Below are 16,734 nucleotides of genomic sequence, written 5' to 3' on the forward strand. Positions count from 1 at the left end.
GGCGCGAAGGTGTACATCCCTGTCTAGACTCTCCCGAAGATTCCGAGAAGCAGTTTATCTGTTCTCAGCTTTTGGCGGTCGCAGGAGGTCGCATGACGGAGAAAAAAGCCTTCCCTATTAAAAACCTTGTCATCCTAGCTGGGATTGCCGCGATACTGGTGATTGCCGCCTATTTCTATATTCGTCATCAGGAGCAATATCCCAGCACTGATGACGCCTACATACACGGCAACATACTTTACATCGCACCGCAGATCAGCGGGCAGTTGACGGAAGTGAATGTGGTCGATTTTGACCATGTCGATCAGGGGCAGGTCATTGCCCGCATAAATCCTGCACCTTACCAGGCAAGAGTTGAGCAGGCGAAGGCAGCATACGAAAGCGCAGTTGCTGCCAACAAAGCGACCAGTGATGCGATTGTCGGTGCGAGTGCGCAGATACAGTCTGCCTCCGCGCAACTGAATGATGTTGAAGAGAAGTACCGACGCAACATGGCACTGGTAGAGCGAGGTGTGCTGCCAAAGCAATCCGGTGACGATTTGAAAGCGGAACTGGCAGCGGCGAAAAACAACCTTGATGCCGCGAGGGCGAGAATGTCCCAGCTTATCAGTGAGCAGGGGGCATCTGGCACTGAAGCTCCGGCGGTACGGCAGGCAGCTGCGGCACTTTCAGAAGCCTCGCTTAACCTTTCTTACACCACCATTATTGCGCCCACTTCAGGTACTCTGGGTGATGTCAAAGTGCGCCCCGGTAGCGTCGTTGCACCTGGGCAGTCCTTAATGCCGATGATAGAAGACAATTCCTTCTGGGTTGAGGCTAACTACAAAGAAGATGCTTTGGGTTATATCCAACAGGAAATGACGGCGTCGATTGTATTGGATATGTATTCCGATGTGACATTTAAGGGCGTGGTACAGGCTATTTCACCAGCCAGTGGCACCTCTTTCTCTCTGTTGCCACCAGAAAATGCCACCGGGAACTGGGTGAAAGTGCCACAGCGTTTTCCCGTGCGGCTGACCATAACGCGCGATGCTGATGAGCCAGCGTTGCGGGTGGGCGCCAGTGCGACAGTAACCATTGATACCCTTGTGAAGACGAAAGCCAATGACAGCCAGCAGTGATACCGCTACCCAGCCGATGGAGGCGGGCAGTACCAGGTTGATGGTCACGCTGGCGGTGATGCTTTCCGCCATTATGGTGCTGCTGGACATGACTATCGCCAATGTGTCGCTGCCGCACATGATGGGCGCGCTGGGCGTAACCTCTGAGCAGGTCACCTGGGTGCTGACCTCTTACTCAATGGCAGAAGCCATCTGTATTCCGCTGGCGAGCTACCTCAGCCTGAAATTTGGTGTGCGTAAGCTACTGCTGGTATCGGTAGCGGGCTTTATCGTTACATCTGCTTTGTGTGGACAGGCGGACACCCTGACTGAAATGATCATCTTCCGCATTATGCAGGGCGCGTTTGGGGCGGCGGTGATCCCTCTTTCGCAATCTATCATGGTGCAGATTTACCCCAAGGAAGAGCGCGGCAAAGCGATGGCGCTGTTTTCCGTCGGGATTTTACTTGGCCCTATTCTTGGTCCCACCGTTGGCGGACTGATTACGGAGAACATGGATTGGCGATGGATTTTCTACGTTAATCTGCCTATCGGGGCGTTGTGTTTGTCACTGCTCTATTTCTTTGTACACCTCGATGGGCGCGGTAAAACCACTGTCGATTGGCCGTTAGTATTTGGTATGGCCATTGGCATTGGGCTTTTGCAGATGGTGCTAGAGCGTGGTAACGAGGATGGCTGGTTCAGTTCAAACACTATCTTGTTTTCGATGGTGATTGCGGTGTTGGCTTGGGCGTTTTTCCTAGTGCGCTCGTTCCACACTAAAGGCGAAATCGCGCCAATGTGGCTACTCAAAGACAGAAACCTATTGCTGTCATGCATTGTGATGACCGGCTTTTCGATGGGCATGTTCGGTATCACCCAACTGCAGCCGATGATGCTTGAGCAGTTGTTGAATTACCCGGTTGATACAACAGGCTTTGTGATGGCACCGCGGGGGCTGGCATCAGCAATTGTGCTGCTGTCTATCTCACGGATTATTGACCGTCTGGACCCGCGGATGCTGATTGTCATTGGACTGGTGTTGAATGGTATTGGTAGCTTTATGATGATGCGCTATTCGCTCGATATCGATATCTATTGGGTGTTGCTGCCGAGTATTATTCAGGGTGCCGGGATGGGTTTGGTGTTTGCGCCACTGAGCCAATTGGCATACGCGACGCTGGCGCCGAATCAGGCTGTGGGCGGGGCGGTGGTATTTAATCTTTGCCGCACATTGGGAGGCTCTTTTGGTATCTCGATCGTGAATACCTACTTCAGCCGGATCCAGCAAAAAGAGTGGAACGCACTGGGAGGCGGGATCACGCCCGAAAATCCCGTGGTTCAGCAATTTGCGGCAGCGCAGGGACAGTCGGTCACGGATCCTGGTTTTATCGCGACGGTGACCAACATGCTTCACCAGCAATCAACGTTACTCGCTTTCGTTTACACTTTCGGCTTTATTATGGTGTCGTACTTTGTTCTGGTGCCTTTGCTGGCGCTGTTCAAGCGTGGTGAAAAAAGAGAAGGCGATATGCCCAGTGGTCACTGAGCTTTCTGGCCGATAATAAAAAGCACGCCGAAGCGCGCTTTTTATCTCATTCATACGGCGATTATAGGATATTTGCTTTTACCGCGTCGTCTTTACGATCCAGATAGTGGATAGACTTGATACGACGGATGGTGCGGCACTTACCGCGGATCAGTAGGGTCTCTGTGGTCGCGATGTTGCCTTTGCGGGTGATGCCTTCCAGTAGGTCACCTTTGGTGATGCCAGTGGCTGAGAAAATCACGTTGTCGCTGCTCGCCATGTCTTCCATCTTCAGGCAGACATTGGTTTCGATGCCCATCTCTTTGCAGCGCTCGATTTCCAGTTCACCCATGCGTCGGTTTTCATCGTTGTCTTCTTTTACTTCGTGACGAGGAAGAAGGCGGCCGTTCATGTCACCGCCCAGTGCGCGGATAACCGCGGCTGACACCACACCTTCCGGTGCGCCGCCAATGCCGTACATGACATCCACTTCACTGTCTGGCATACAGGTAAGAATAGACGCCGCAACGTCGCCATCAGGAATGGCGAAAACTTTAATGCCCATTTGTTGCATTTCGCGGATGGTGTCGTCGTGGCGCGGTTTCGCCAGCGTGGTCACGACCAGCTCATCCAGTGATTTACCCAGTACCTTGGCAATGTTGATCAGATTGTCGCGAAGCGGCAGTTCAATGTTGATGACGCCTTTGGCTTCAGGGCCAACCACCAGTTTTTCCATGTACATGTCCGGGGCTTTCAGGAAGGTGCCTTTCTCGCCTGCTGCCAATACCGCTAATGCGTTGGACTGGCCCATGGCCGTCATACGGGTGCCTTCTATTGGATCAACGGCGATATCTACGGCATCGCCGCCCAGCCCTACTTTCTCACCAATGTAAAGCATTGGCGCCTCATCGATTTCGCCTTCACCGATAACGATTTCACCTTTAATCTCGGTCTTGTTCAGCAGAACGCGCATGACCTCGACAGCGGCGCCGTCAGCTGCGTTTTTATCACCGCGGCCCAGCCACTTATAACCTGCCAGTGCTGCGCCTTCTGTGACGCGTGAAAAAGCCATCGCTAAATCGCGTTTCATTCTAACTCCAGAGAATTTTATACAGGGAAGTAGGGCGTTGCCGATGCCAAAAACGACAACGAAAAACTCGGCGCGGATTCTATCATAAGGAAAAAGTAAACGTTTGCGTTTTTGAGAGTAAAAAGCGCCTTCCCAGCGGAAAGGCGCGAAAACAAAAGGTTATGGCTGTTCCCAGCCTTTGGAGCATTCTACGGCACGTTGCCAGCCGCGGTGGCGGCGTTCGCGCTTACCGTCATCCGCGCAAGGTGTGAAGACGCGGTCAATCTGGGCTTTGTCTTGAAGTTCATCAATCGAACCCCAGAAGCCGACTGCCAGGCCGGCAAGATACGCCGATCCCAGAGCGGTGACTTCCGTGACTTTCGGGCGCTGCACTTCAGTGTTCAACACGTCAGACTGAAACTGCATCAGGAAGTTATTTGCTACCGCGCCACCATCGACTTTCAGAAAATCGAGTTTGATGCCGGAGTCTGCTTCCATTGCGGTCAGTACATCGAGAGACTGGTAGGCAACACTTTCCAGAGTCGCGCGGATGATGTGGTTGGAATTCACACCCCGTGTAAGGCCAACGATGGCACCGCGCGCGTATGGGTCCCAATGTGGTGCACCCAAACCGGTAAAGGCAGGTACCACATAAACTCCGTTGCTGGTGTCGACCTTGGTGGCGAAGTATTCAGAATCGCTGGCATCGGTAATGAGCTTCATTTCATCACGTAGCCATTGGATGGAAGCGCCGCCCATAAACACGGCACCCTCAAGCGCATAAGCCACTTCGCCTTTCGACCCACAGGCTAATGTCGTCAGCAAACCATTGTGAGAGGTGACTTTCTCTTTGCCCGTGTTCATTAGAAGGAAACAGCCTGTGCCATAGGTATTCTTAGCCTGACCGGCTTCTACACACATCTGGCCGAACAGCGCGGCTTGTTGATCACCGGCGATCCCTGCGATCGGTACGCGAGTGCCGCCTTTACCACCAAGGTTAGCCTGACCGTAGACCTCAGAGGAGGATTTGACTTCCGGCATCATGGAAAGTGGTATGTCGAGCGCCTTTAGAAGGGCCTCATCCCATTCGAGTGAGTTGATATTAAACAGCATGGTGCGGCTGGCATTTGTGTAGTCAGTGACGTGGACACGCCCCTGAGTCATCTTCCAAATCAGCCAGGTATCGACAGTGCCAAACATCAGGTCGCCGTTTTTCGCGAGCTCGTGCGCGCCATCAACATGGTCGAGAATCCACTTAATTTTGGTGCCGGAGAAATACGGGTCGACAACCAAGCCAGTGTTGTCACGAATGTACTCTTCATAACCGTCGGATTTAAGCTGCTCACAAATCGGTGCGGTGCGGCGGCATTGCCAGACAATGGCATTATAAATCGGCTTTCCGGTGTGGCGATTCCAGACAATGGTGGTTTCACGCTGGTTGGTAATACCAATGGCGGCGATTTCATCGGAGCGTATTCCCACTTTGCCCATGGCTTCGACCAGTGTTGAGGTCTGGGTGGCGAAGATTTCCAACGGGTCATGCTCAACCCAGCCGGACTCAGGGTAGATTTGGGTGAATTCGCGTTGGGCGACCGTCACGATATTGGCATCGTGGTCAAGGATAACGGCTCTGGAGCTGGTGGTTCCCTGATCGAGGGCGACAATATATTTCGGTTCGGTGCTCATGAAATCTCCTCGCTGTTTTCTTAAAGCATAGTGTTTATCGTCCGGGACCATTAGCGGAACCGGGCATCATTACTTTATCTGCGAAACAGTTTTCGGAAAGTGGCTGACGAATAAAATGTGCGTTCGCTCATTATTTGTCCGTTTAGTGAGCGTTTTCGCGCATTGAATACTTAGAAATGAGAAAGAAGAGTGTGAGATTCCCAAAAAAGAAAAAAGGCTGACACAAAGTGTCAGCCCGGCCGAGTTCGGCAAGTCTTGGAGTAATCCAAGAGAGATACGATCGCCATTACACTACCACGACAGGAGTGAATAAAAATTGCGTGTTGTCGCATTTTTAGTCATTTATGTGAGTGAGTAAGCATAATCATGGGGAATCAAAGGGTTAGAAAGTTGCGCAAATGGTGATTTTTTGTCCGCTTGTGACCGAAATAGGAAATCCGAAGGTGCGGCTGATGTCATGCGCAGTTAGAATAGCTTTTTGGGACGCACAAGGCGTTGAAGCCAGAGATGGCAAGTCTTGGCGAGAGAATTGATAAGTTGGAACACATAGGTGGCCTTGATGTCATTGGAAATTTTAGAGCAGCTTGAAGCCAAGGTTCAGATGGCAGTAGACACAATTTCTCTGCTGCAGATGGAAATCGAAGAACTGAAAGAGAAGAACGAATCACTGAGCAGTGAATCAAACACAATCCGTGAAAGTCGTGAAGCGCTGGAGCAGGAAAATGCTCGCCTGAAGGCTGATCAAGAAGCATGGCAACAACGTATTCGCAGCCTGTTGGGTAAAATCGAAGAAGTCGAATAAGCCAAAACAAAAACAGAGCCTGAAGGCTCTGTTTTTCTATCTGCGAGAAGTGTAGGCTCACTCGATATCAATCGCTTCCTGGGACAGGATAACGCCAGTGCTATCGGCATAGAGGTGGTCTTCCGGCAGGAAAGTCACACCGCCAAAGTTTACCGGCACATCAACTTCTCCAATGCTTTGGCTGTCTGCTCCCACTGGAATTGATGCCAGTGCCTGAATACCAATATCAAGCTCGTCAATGGTGTCGACGTCGCGCACACAACCGTAAATCACAATGCCTTCCCAGTTGTTTTCCGCTGCCATCGCAGCAATGTCTGCATCAATCAATGCACGGCGCAGAGAGCCGCCACCGTCGACCAGCATCACACGGCCTTCGCCGTCTTGCTCCGCCACTTCTCGAATCAGTCCATTGTCTTCAAAGCACTTGATGGTTGTTACCTGACCACCAAAGGAGCTGCGGCCACCGTATGAGCTCATCATCGGCTCAAGAACATCAACCTGATCCAGGTACATGTCACACAGTTCGGAGGTATTGTATTCCATAGTCAGACTTCTCTTAGGCAATTGGGGCTGAATCGTTGTGGCGCCAAGGTTGGGCTTCGCGTCACCCTCAGCAAAAAGTATACGACAAGCTAAGGCTTTGCAATGACTCACGGCACAATTCATCAGGCCGCCAGTCATCATGTTAAATACTGTATCAACTAATTAAGATGCCAGCCGCAAACAAGGCATTGGTCAGCAACGCCACTTTGACAATGTCACCCATCATCGGACGCAGGGCTTCGCCATCTGGTGATTGCCGCACTGCCAGGCTATGTTTAGCGGCCATTGGCAGCGCCAATAGGAACAGCCAGCCTGACCAACCCACAGGTTGAAGCAGCGAAAAGAGGGCAAAGCATATAAATGCAGTGGCGAGCAGCACTTGATGATAAGCTCGGCCCCATTTGGGCCCCATTCGGACTACCAAGGTGTGTTTGCCGCAGGCGCGGTCATTATCTATATCGCGCAGGTTGTTGATGTTCAGTACGCCCACCGATAACAAACCACAGGCTGTGGCTGGAAGTAGCACGATAGAATTCAGTGTGCCAGCTTGCAGGTAATAGGTACCTGCCACGCCGAGCCAGCCAAAGAAAATAAGCACTGAAAAGTCGCCAAGACCCCTGTAGCCATAAGGTTTGTTCCCCACGGTGTAGCAAATGGCCGCGACAATAGCGAGCGCGCCGAGGCCGATAAAACTGAGGATATCTGCGGTTTTGTCGAATGCCGTTAGTACCAGCGCTGCACCCACTAAGGTGGTGATTAAAATATTGAAAAAAATGGCTTGTTTCATTAAGGCTGGCGTGACAAGACCTTGCTGGATGGCACGTTTTGGGCCAAGGCGGGCATCGTTGTCTGTGCCTTTGATGGCATCACCGTAATCGTTGGCAAGGTTCGACAGGATCTGCAGAAGCAGCGCGGTCACAAGCGCTAATACCGTGAGGGTGATGGAAAACTGTGAGGTCTGCACCGCTACAGCACTGCCACACAGAATACAGGCTATCGCCAGTGGCAAGGTTTTCGGACGGGCGGCGTCGAGCCAGATTTTGAAAGTAGATGCGGACATATAGCCTTGGCATTGAATGATTTAAAGCAGATCACATTATTGGCGTTTTTGTAACGGGGGGCAATGCTAATCCTGAATGCGGTGTTTCCAGATACGAGAAAGGGCAGCGATATGCTGCCCTTTGAGTGGTTTAGCCTGGGCTATTAAAGGATGAAGCGGCTCAGATCTTCGTCGTCAACCAGCTCTTCAAGATGGCTGCGGACGTATTCTGAGTTGATTTCGAAAGATTCACCGCCACGCTCGCTTGCGTCGAAGGAGATTTCATCCACCAGACGCTCCATCACAGTGTGAAGGCGACGGGCACCGATGTTCTCGGTTTTCTCGTTCACACGCCACGCTGCATTGGCGATCTCTTCGATGCCATCTTCAGTGAAGGTCAGGTTCACTTCTTCTGTACCCATCAGCGCAGAGTATTGCGCCGTCAGGGACGCATTAGGCTCAGTCAGAATGCGTTTGAAGTCAGACGCAGTCAGTGCTTCCAGCTCAACGCGGATTGGCAGACGGCCCTGAAGCTCTGGGATCAGATCAGATGGAGACGCTACCTGGAATGCGCCGGATGCGATGAACAGGATGTGGTCTGTTTTCACCATGCCGTGCTTGGTTGAGACAGTGCTGCCTTCAACCAGTGGCAGCAGGTCACGCTGAACACCTTCACGGGAAACGTCTGGGCCTGAGCTTTCGCCGCGCTTACAAATTTTGTCGATTTCGTCGATGAACACGATGCCGTTGTTTTCCACTGACGCGATGGCCTGATCTTTCAGCTCTTCCTGATTAACCAGCTTCGCCGCTTCCTCTTCGGTTGCCGCTTTTAGCGCATCTTTCAGTTTCATCTTACGCTTTTTCGCAGTCGTGCCACCGCCCAGATTCTGGAACATGCTTTGCAGCTGGTTGGTCATTTCTTCCATACCCGGAGGCGCCATGATTTCCATGCTCATCTGCGGAGCCGCCAGATCGATTTCGATTTCTTTGTCGTCCAACTGGCCTTCACGGATTTTCTTACGGAAGCTTTGACGGGTCGCTGAATCTGCTTTTGGCTCTTCATTCTGGCCCCAAGCATCACGTGGCGGTGGAAGCAGTACATCGAGAATGCGCTCTTCTGCCAGCTCTTCAGCACGATATTTTACTTTTTCCATCGCTTGCTGGTGGGTCATTTTGATCGCTACATCCGTCAGATCACGGATGATGGTTTCCACTTCTTTACCCACGTAGCCTACTTCGGTGAACTTAGTGGCTTCGACTTTGATGAACGGCGCATTGGCCAGCTTCGCCAGACGACGGGCAATTTCGGTTTTACCGACACCGGTAGGGCCAATCATCAGAATGTTTTTTGGGGTCACTTCTACACGCAGATCTTCATTGAGCTGCATACGACGCCAGCGGTTACGCAGAGCGATAGCAACGGCGCGCTTGGCTTTGTCCTGACCGATAATGTGTCGGTCAAGCTCGGAAACGATTTCACGAGGGGTCATTTCAGACATGCTTTGGATCCTGTCTTAATAATCGAGTTCTTCAACGGTGTGGTGCTGGTTGGTGAACACACAAATGTCACCCGCGATGGTCAGTGATTTTTCTGCGATTTCACATGCGTCCAGCTCGGTATTTTCCAGCAGTGCGGTTGCTGCTGCTTGAGCAAAGTTACCACCCGAACCGATCGCAATCAGATCGTGCTCTGGCTGAACCACATCACCGTTACCTGTGATAATCAGCGACGCCGTTTCGTCCGCTACCGCCAGCAGGGCTTCAAGGCGACGCAACGCGCGGTCAGTCCGCCAGTCTTTGGCCAGTTCCACCGCCGCTTTGGTTAGATGACCCTGATGCATCTCCAGTTTGCGCTCGAAGCGTTCAAAAAGGGTGAATGCATCAGCAGTACCACCGGCAAAACCTGCCAGTACCTTGTTGTTATATAAACGGCGAACTTTGCGGGCATTGCCTTTCATAACCGTATTACCCAGTGACACCTGGCCATCACCGGCGATCACTACTTTGCCGTTGCGGCGAACAGAAACGATAGTTGTCACGGAAGAACCTCTACTTTTCTCTCTGGTTATTACCAGTATGGGTTGTTACAGCAAAGGTGGGGACGGAGATAAATAAATTCAAGGGCAAAGCCGTCGAGAATACGGGTTTGCCCTTCAAGTGTTTAGAATCAGTTCAAGTGGCTGGAAATCAGTTCCAATACCAGATAGCACAAGGCTCAATACCTGCTCGTCGCAGCAGGTTGCGGTCCCGTTCAGCTTCCCGCTTCATCGGATAAGGTCCGAGCACGACACGGTACCAAAGGCCTTTCTCGCCCTGGCTGGTTTTGATGTGGCTTTCTAAACCCTGAAAGGCAATCAGCGCTTTACGTTCGTCAGCCTGACTGGCACTACGATAGGCGCCACACTGCATCAGATAGGGACGGATGGAAAGTTCAGGCTCGTTGGCTTCAACTTTCACTTCTTTGTTTTCGAGCTCTTCAATGTAGCTCCACTTTTCCTCAGGTTTAGGCGGGATCACCTTTTCTTCTCTCTTCTGAGGTTTTGCAGCGGGTTTCACCGTTTTATTTTCAACCACGGTTTTTTCAGGTGGTTCGCTGGTGGAAAGGTAGTAGAGACCATAGCCAAAGCCCACCACCAAGATCAGAGCGAGAAAGGCCCATTTAAAGGGAAACGCCGGTTTAGGAGGCTGTTTTTTGGAGTTTCGGGTTGGTTTACGTGATGTTTTACCACGCTTGACATAATCTCTGGTTGCCACTGATTTTCGTGTCTTTTCTGCTCAATTAAGACTATATGGTACTGGCTCGCGAACCTGCGCGCCAGTACCAGTCTGACTCGACTAGCGTGATGGTGGTGCCACACTCTCGCGGATAACGAGTTGGGCATCAAGAAGGCGTGAACCTGCTTGCACATCATTGCCTTTGAGGATTTTCAGCAGCATCAACATCGCCTGACGGCCGATATCGTAGCGAGGCTGGGAAACCGTGGTCAGGGCGGGGTCACAGTACTCCGCAAACTGGATGTCATCAAAACCGACAATCGAAATGTCATGTGGGACTCGGAAGCCCAGTCGCTTCGCCTGTTGCATGGCACCAATCGCCATCACATCTGAATGACAGAAAACCGCAGTCGGTGGCGTTGGCAGCGAAAGCAGGGTGGTCATCGCTCGTGCGCCGGCAGCAAAGGTGAAATCCCCGGTCACTGTGTAGGCTGGATTAATGGTTATGCCACCTCGTCGCAGTGCTTGTTGGTAACCCTGAACGCGGAACTGAGTCAGTGCTGCATCAGGATCGCCGGTGATCTGAGCGATCTGCTTGTGGCCTACTTGAGTGAGGTAGTTCACCGCTTCAAATGCTGCCGTCAGATTATCGATGTGGACGGTGGGAAGTTCCAGTTCCGGTGCATATTCACAGGCCATGACTAAAGGTGGCAGGTTTTTCTGCTCCGGTTTGCTGACGTCAAAAGGAAGATCAGTACCTAAAAGTAGCATGCCGTCAGCTTGCTTGGTGAAGACCAGATTGACGAACGAACTTTCGCGGCTTTCCTGTTGGCCGCTGTCACCCAGCAGCACGAGATAACCGTGCTCCATTGCCGCCTCTTCGATGCCGCGAATGATCTCTGTGAAGTAGGGATCACAGATATCAGGCACGATAGCCACGATGGTTTTTGATTCATTGCGACGTAAGTTTCTTGCCAGCGAGTTGGGGCTGTAGCCCGCTTCCATTACTGCTTGCTCAACTTTTTTTCGGGTAGACGCAGAGACTTTTTCCGGGTTCATCAGCGCGCGAGAAACCGTCGCCGTAGAGACGCCGGCCAGATGGGCAACATCCTTCATTGTCGCCATAGTGTAATTCCTCTTTATCGTTATGATTGGCGATGCTTCCCAGATGACCGGGACCTTCAGCAACGGGACAATTTTTGTCCACACGTCCTATCTTAATCCGATGGAGATGTATTAAACATGGTCATGTTAACAGTAATTGCAAGAATACCGTGATCTCGGTCGGTTTAAGTGAATGAAATTGCGTTCAGCTCATATCTTGCGGCTCGATATCGAGTGACCAGCGGACTTTTTTAGAAAGCGGTAACTGTCGAATAGCCAGCAGTGCCATGGTTAATCTTTGCTGTAAAATCTTACGGTTAGGCGCCTGGAAAACCAACTGCCAGCGAAAACGTCCTGCCCGGCGGTGCAATGGCGCTGGCGCGGGGCCCATGACTGCACATTCATCTTCTGGGATTGGTGATGCATCAAGTACGGTTCTCGCCTGATGCAGAAACTGCTCCACTTCCCCACTGTGGTGAGATTCGGCGCGGAGCAGGGCGAAGTAGCTGTAAGGTGGCAGATGTGCCATTTTGCGCTCATTCAGCGCTTCAGCGGCAAAGCTGTCGTAGCCTCTGTGAATGAGCGACTGCAAGAGTGCATGTTCGGGGTGGTGGGTTTGAAGCAGCACATAGCCTGGTTTGCTGGCACGTCCGGCGCGGCCAGCCACCTGAACAAACAGCTGTGCCAAACGTTCCGGTGCACGGAAATCGTTGCTGAACAGCGCGCTATCTACATCTACTAAGGCTACTAAAGTGACATCGGGGAAGTGATGGCCCTTCGCAAGCATCTGGGTACCAATCAGTATTTGGTATTCTTTGTTGTGAATAGCAGTGAGGTAGGCTTCAAGCGAGCCTTTACGACGTGTGTTGTCACGGTCGATTCGGATGGTTTTGAATTCTGGAAACAGGGTTTCCAACTGGGTTTCCAGCTGCTCGGTGCCTACGCCGACACTGATCAGTTGTGTGGAGCCACAGCTTCCACATTGGTGCGGAATAGGGCGTTGCGATCCGCAATGGTGGCAGCGCAGTTCATTGCTGTTCTGATGCAGGGTGTAATAGGCGTCACAGCGTTTACATTCGGCCAACCAGCCACATTCATGGCACATCAGCGCCGGGGCATAGCCGCGGCGGTTTAAAAACAACATCACCTGATTACCTTGGGAGAGGTGCTTTCGCATCTCGGCAATCAAAGGAGCGGATAGCCCAGCTTCTAGATACAAACCTCGGATATCCAACACGCCGTTTTGGGTTTTCAGCGCATTTCCAGCACGGACAGATAAGATCAGGTGATGGTACTTGCCAGTTTTGGCGTTGTGCAGGCTTTCAAGGCAAGGGGTGGCAGAACCGAGCACTACAGGCACATTCTCTTCATGGCCACGCATCACGGCCAGATCGCGGGCATGATAACGGAAAGAGTCCTGTTGTTTGTAAGAGGCGTCGTGCTCTTCGTCGACAACGATAATGCCGAGCGACTTACACGGCGAAAAAAGAGCGGATCGGGTACCAATAATAATGGCGGCTTCATTATCACGGGCAGCCAGCCAGGCGTTGAGGCGCTCGGTGTCATTAAGCCCGGAATGCATCACCACAACGGGTACATTGAAGCGGCGTTTAAAGCGATTGATGGTTTGCGGCGTTAGGCCAATTTCAGGAACCAATATCAGCGCCTGCTGACCTCGCTTTAACACGGGCTCTAAGAGGTTCAGGTAGACTTCTGTTTTCCCCGAACCTGTGACGCCCTCTATTAAATAGCAAGCAAATTCCGGATTGGCATTGATAGTAGCAACCGCCATGGCCTGCTCGCTGTTAAGCCTTGGTTTGTCTTCCACTACCTCATAACGTTGTTGCCAGGGCTTGGCGCGCTGCTCTTTCACCGCTTCAATCCAGCCTTTTTCTTCCACCGCTTTGAGAATGGTGGCGCTTAAGTCTTCTTCGAGCAGATCGCTGTGTGTCATCGCACCCTGGCGTAATAAGGTTAGAACGCGTGCCTGTTTTGGCGCACGGGTGAGGGCTGACAATGGTTGGTCTTTCCCGGCTTCTGTCAGTTGCCAGCACTTCTCGCGGTCTTTGACCGCAGGCTTGCCTTTTCGCAGCGCGCTCGGCATGACAGTCGCCAGTGCATCACCCAATGGATACTGGTAATAGCGACTTGCCCAGTTCAATACCTTATATAAAGAGGGTGTCCATAGTGGGGTGCTATCCAAAACCACATTGATGGGTTTGATTTGCTCGAGCGGAAATTCTGAGGTGTTGGTCAATACGACGACAATGCCCACTTTATATTGCTTTCCAAACGGGACACGCACGCGACCCCCCACAACCGGCATTTCATTGGTAATGCGATAGTCGAAGGTTTTATGAAGCGGAACGGGTAGCGCCACCTGAGCAATCGTCGGGGTCATTGTGCGATAAGGTCTTAGAATTCAAATAAGGTTGGCGACAGTGTACCCATGCTGCTGGCGGGCGAAAAGTACAGGGTGAAGATTCTTTGGCACTGTCCATTGAGAGTACATGGAAATGAATTGAACAAAAAAGTTGCGATCGCAGGTCACCTTGATTAGAATCCGCGCCTTACAAACAGTTTGTTAACGACGTGTGGTGCCCGATAGGCTCGGGAGAGCGACACGGCCTTAGATTAGAGGTAATCCCTATGAAAGCTGGTATCCATCCAGAATACGCTGCAGTCACTGCAAAATGTTCATGTGGCAACACTTTTGAATTCAAAACCACTCTGGGTAAAGACATCAACCTGGACGTATGTGACAAGTGTCACCCATTCTACACTGGTACTCAGCGTGTAGTTGACACCGGTGGCCGTGTTGACCGCTTCAAGAAACGTTTTGGCGTTCTTAGCAGCAAGTAATTGCGAATTAAATAAAAAAGGGTGCGTAAGCACCCTTTTTTTGTTGCCTGATACAGCTTGTAAGACCTTTTACATCCTTCAGTATAGGTAGACTATTACAGTTTATCCAAGCGAGTTTTGCCAACTTGGTTCAATCCTTACTGGCTCTGGCTTTCGCGCTGCGTTAACATTTTAAATTCCTTTATCTTCCACCCAATGATCTGAAAGTGTCATAAGAAATAACGACACTTGTCTTTTATTTGAGTCCGCTAAACTCAATAGAGGGATAATTCATTGCCTGTGTGGAGATACAGGCAATGAGCGGGGATATGCAACCTGGATGAACATTGGAATGCGCATATTCCTTCACTTGCTGATTGTAATGCCCAGCTTGCGGGAAAGCAGTCAGCAAGATAATGGGGCAGGCAGAGGGCCCTTTATTATATTTAGCCAATAACAATTACAGTCAGGAACAATACATGTCTGAAGACAAACGCCAACAGGCGCTGGATTATCATGAGTTTCCAGTGCCGGGCAAAATCTCCGTAGAACTCTCCAAACCCGCGGATACGGTAGAAGATCTGGCGCTGGCATACAGCCCGGGTGTTGCCGAACCCGTCCGAGAAATCGCACAAGATGCCGACAATGTTTATAAATACACTGCAAAAGGCAACATGGTTGCAGTGATCTCAAACGGCACCGCGATCCTAGGTCTGGGCAACCTTGGCCCGTTGGCATCCAAGCCGGTGATGGAAGGTAAAGCACTACTATTCAAACGCTTCGCTGGACTCGACTCCATCGACATCGAAGTGAAACACCGCACTATCGAAGAGTTCGTCGATACGGTCGCGAACATCTCCGACACTTTCGGTGGTATCAACCTTGAAGACATCAAAGCGCCAGACTGCTTTGAGATTGAAAAGCAGCTCATCGAGCGCTGTCATGTACCGGTATTTCACGATGACCAACACGGTACCGCGATTGTGACTGCAGCAGGTATGTTGAACGCGCTTGAGCTTCAGGGCAAAGACATCAAAGAGTCAGTCATCATCTGTCTGGGTGCAGGCGCCGCCGCGGTTGCGTGTATGGAACTGCTCATCAAATGTGGTGCACAGCGTGAGAAAATCTACATGCTGGATCGCAAAGGCGTGATTCATACCCGTCGTGATGACATCAATGAGTACAAGCAACTATTCGCCAACAACACCGACAAGCGTACGCTGGAAGACGTGATTGAAGGCGCGGACATTTTCCTCGGCGTATCCGGACCGGATCTGCTGCCACCGGAAGCGCTGAAACTGATGGCGGATAAGCCAATCGTGTTTGCGTGTTCAAACCCGGATCCGGAAATCAAACCGGAGCTGGCACACGAAGTGCGAGATGACCTCATCATGGGTACTGGCCGTTCAGACTACCCTAACCAGGTAAACAATGTCCTTTGTTTCCCATTCATTTTCCGTGGAGCACTGGATGTTCGCGCCAGCCGTATCAACGACGAAATGAAACTGGCAGCGGTAGAGGCAATTCGTGCGCTGGCGAAAGAGCCGGTACCCAAGGGTGTATTAAAAGCGGCACGTGTTGATAAGCTGCAATTCGGTAAGGAATACATCATTCCAAAACCGATGGATCCACGTTTGCTGCCACGCGTAGCTAAAGCTGTTGCACAAGCTGCAGTGGACTCAGGTGTTGCGCGTATTGACATGCCAGAAAATTACATGGCAGATAAAGAAGCTTAATCGCCGCTTTATCTGAATGAAAAAACCAGCCGATCGGCTGGTTTTTTGTTTGAATATTTTCACAATACTAACGAAATCAATACTCTTCTTCGTTAAACTCTATACCAAGCTCTTTCATAATTCGCTTGACTTCGGCTGGCACGCTATCGCTTTTGTCCTTGCGAATATCGTCGTCTGTTGGCAGTGGTTGACCGGTGTAGGCATGAAGAAATGCTTCGCACAGCAATTCACTGTTGGTGGCATGGCGTAGATTGTTAACCTGGCGACGGGTACGCTCGTCGGTCAGGATTTTAAGCACTTTCAGCGGGATAGAAACGGTGATTTTCTTGACCTGCTCTTTCTTTTTACCGTGCTCGGCGTAAGGGTTAATATATTCGCCATTCCAGTCTGCCATTGTTCACCTTCTGTAGCAGTTTAGGGTCTAAAATTGCTGCCAACGCGGGAAACAAGGTACCCAAGTTGGATGAAACCCAAATTCTAGCGATATTAACTGCTACATGTAAAGACATATGGACGTCTAGAAGTGTTGACGTCTCTATCTTGAAAAGGTTAAGGTTGACCAAATACCAAT

At 51.1% G+C, this 16,734-nt stretch carries 15 protein-coding genes; 5 read left to right on the forward strand and 10 right to left on the reverse strand.

Annotation, left to right across the window (positions count from 1 at the left end; genetic code table 11):
- Positions 1 to 92: 92 nt before the first annotated feature.
- Complete coding sequence (locus VP504_RS12330) at positions 93 to 1,121, forward strand: HlyD family secretion protein (RefSeq protein WP_062707005.1); 1,029 nt, start codon at positions 93 to 95, stop codon at positions 1,119 to 1,121.
- On the forward strand, positions 1,105 to 2,649 hold the full coding sequence (locus tag VP504_RS12335) for a DHA2 family efflux MFS transporter permease subunit (RefSeq protein ID WP_325891439.1): 1,545 nt from the start codon (positions 1,105 to 1,107) through the stop codon (positions 2,647 to 2,649). Before VP504_RS12330 ends, VP504_RS12335 begins: the two co-directional genes overlap by 17 nt.
- 61 nt (positions 2,650 to 2,710) lie before the next feature.
- On the opposite strand, the gene glpX is transcribed toward VP504_RS12335, so the two are convergent.
- Both glpX and glpK read right to left on the reverse strand, forming a co-directional pair.
- Complete coding sequence (gene glpX / locus VP504_RS12340) at positions 2,711 to 3,718, reverse strand: class II fructose-bisphosphatase (RefSeq protein WP_062707015.1); 1,008 nt, start codon at positions 3,716 to 3,718, stop codon at positions 2,711 to 2,713.
- 159 nt (positions 3,719 to 3,877) lie between these two features.
- A complete protein-coding gene (glpK, locus tag VP504_RS12345) occupies positions 3,878 to 5,383 on the reverse strand; it encodes a glycerol kinase GlpK (RefSeq protein WP_325891440.1) in 1,506 nt (501 codons plus the stop codon).
- Positions 5,384 to 5,942: 559 nt separating this feature from the next.
- Here glpK and zapB point away from each other — a divergent pair.
- Positions 5,943 to 6,185 carry a cell division protein ZapB gene (gene zapB / locus VP504_RS12350; protein WP_062707020.1) on the forward strand — a complete coding sequence of 81 codons (243 nt, stop codon included), beginning with the start codon at positions 5,943 to 5,945 and terminating at the stop codon, positions 6,183 to 6,185.
- Between the two features lie 57 nt (positions 6,186 to 6,242).
- Here zapB and rraA read toward each other — a convergent pair whose 3' ends face one another.
- The 7 genes from rraA to priA form a co-directional block, all read right to left on the reverse strand.
- A complete protein-coding gene (gene rraA, locus VP504_RS12355; protein ID WP_325891442.1) occupies positions 6,243 to 6,728 on the reverse strand; it encodes a ribonuclease E activity regulator RraA in 486 nt (161 codons plus the stop codon).
- Positions 6,729 to 6,882: 154 nt separating this feature from the next.
- Positions 6,883 to 7,788 carry a 1,4-dihydroxy-2-naphthoate polyprenyltransferase gene (locus tag VP504_RS12360; RefSeq protein WP_325891443.1) on the reverse strand — a complete coding sequence of 302 codons (906 nt, stop codon included), beginning with the start codon at positions 7,786 to 7,788 and terminating at the stop codon, positions 6,883 to 6,885.
- Between the two features lie 143 nt (positions 7,789 to 7,931).
- Positions 7,932 to 9,266 (reverse strand): HslU--HslV peptidase ATPase subunit, encoded by a 1,335-nt coding sequence (hslU, locus tag VP504_RS12365; protein ID WP_062707024.1) that lies wholly within the window; start codon positions 9,264 to 9,266, stop codon positions 7,932 to 7,934.
- Positions 9,267 to 9,281: 15 nt separating this feature from the next.
- Complete coding sequence (gene hslV / locus VP504_RS12370) at positions 9,282 to 9,806, reverse strand: ATP-dependent protease subunit HslV (protein WP_325891444.1); 525 nt, start codon at positions 9,804 to 9,806, stop codon at positions 9,282 to 9,284.
- A gap of 148 nt (positions 9,807 to 9,954) precedes the next feature.
- Complete coding sequence (locus VP504_RS12375; RefSeq protein ID WP_325891445.1) at positions 9,955 to 10,521, reverse strand: SPOR domain-containing protein; 567 nt, start codon at positions 10,519 to 10,521, stop codon at positions 9,955 to 9,957.
- A gap of 81 nt (positions 10,522 to 10,602) precedes the next feature.
- Positions 10,603 to 11,607, reverse strand: a complete 1,005-nt coding sequence (gene cytR / locus VP504_RS12380; RefSeq protein ID WP_325891446.1) for a DNA-binding transcriptional regulator CytR — start codon at positions 11,605 to 11,607, stop codon at positions 10,603 to 10,605.
- Positions 11,608 to 11,791: 184 nt separating this feature from the next.
- Positions 11,792 to 13,987 (reverse strand): primosomal protein N', encoded by a 2,196-nt coding sequence (priA, locus tag VP504_RS12385; RefSeq protein ID WP_325891447.1) that lies wholly within the window; start codon positions 13,985 to 13,987, stop codon positions 11,792 to 11,794.
- Positions 13,988 to 14,235: 248 nt separating this feature from the next.
- On the opposite strand from priA, the gene rpmE reads away from it, so the two are divergent.
- Together rpmE and VP504_RS12395 are read left to right on the forward strand one after the other, a co-directional pair.
- Positions 14,236 to 14,448, forward strand: a complete 213-nt coding sequence (rpmE, locus tag VP504_RS12390) for a 50S ribosomal protein L31 (RefSeq protein WP_002535255.1) — start codon at positions 14,236 to 14,238, stop codon at positions 14,446 to 14,448.
- 458 nt (positions 14,449 to 14,906) lie between these two features.
- Positions 14,907 to 16,163, forward strand: coding sequence for a malic enzyme-like NAD(P)-binding protein (locus VP504_RS12395; RefSeq protein ID WP_325891448.1), 1,257 nt, complete (start codon positions 14,907 to 14,909; stop codon positions 16,161 to 16,163).
- 76 nt (positions 16,164 to 16,239) lie between these two features.
- Here the strand turns inward: VP504_RS12395 and metJ are convergent, their stop codons facing one another.
- Positions 16,240 to 16,557 carry a met regulon transcriptional regulator MetJ gene (metJ, locus tag VP504_RS12400; RefSeq protein ID WP_002535253.1) on the reverse strand — a complete coding sequence of 106 codons (318 nt, stop codon included), beginning with the start codon at positions 16,555 to 16,557 and terminating at the stop codon, positions 16,240 to 16,242.
- Between the last annotated feature and the right edge of the window lie 177 nt (positions 16,558 to 16,734).

It is taken from the genome of Grimontia sp. NTOU-MAR1 (assembly GCF_035758505.1).
GTDB lineage: Bacteria > Pseudomonadota > Gammaproteobacteria > Enterobacterales > Vibrionaceae > Enterovibrio > Enterovibrio marinus.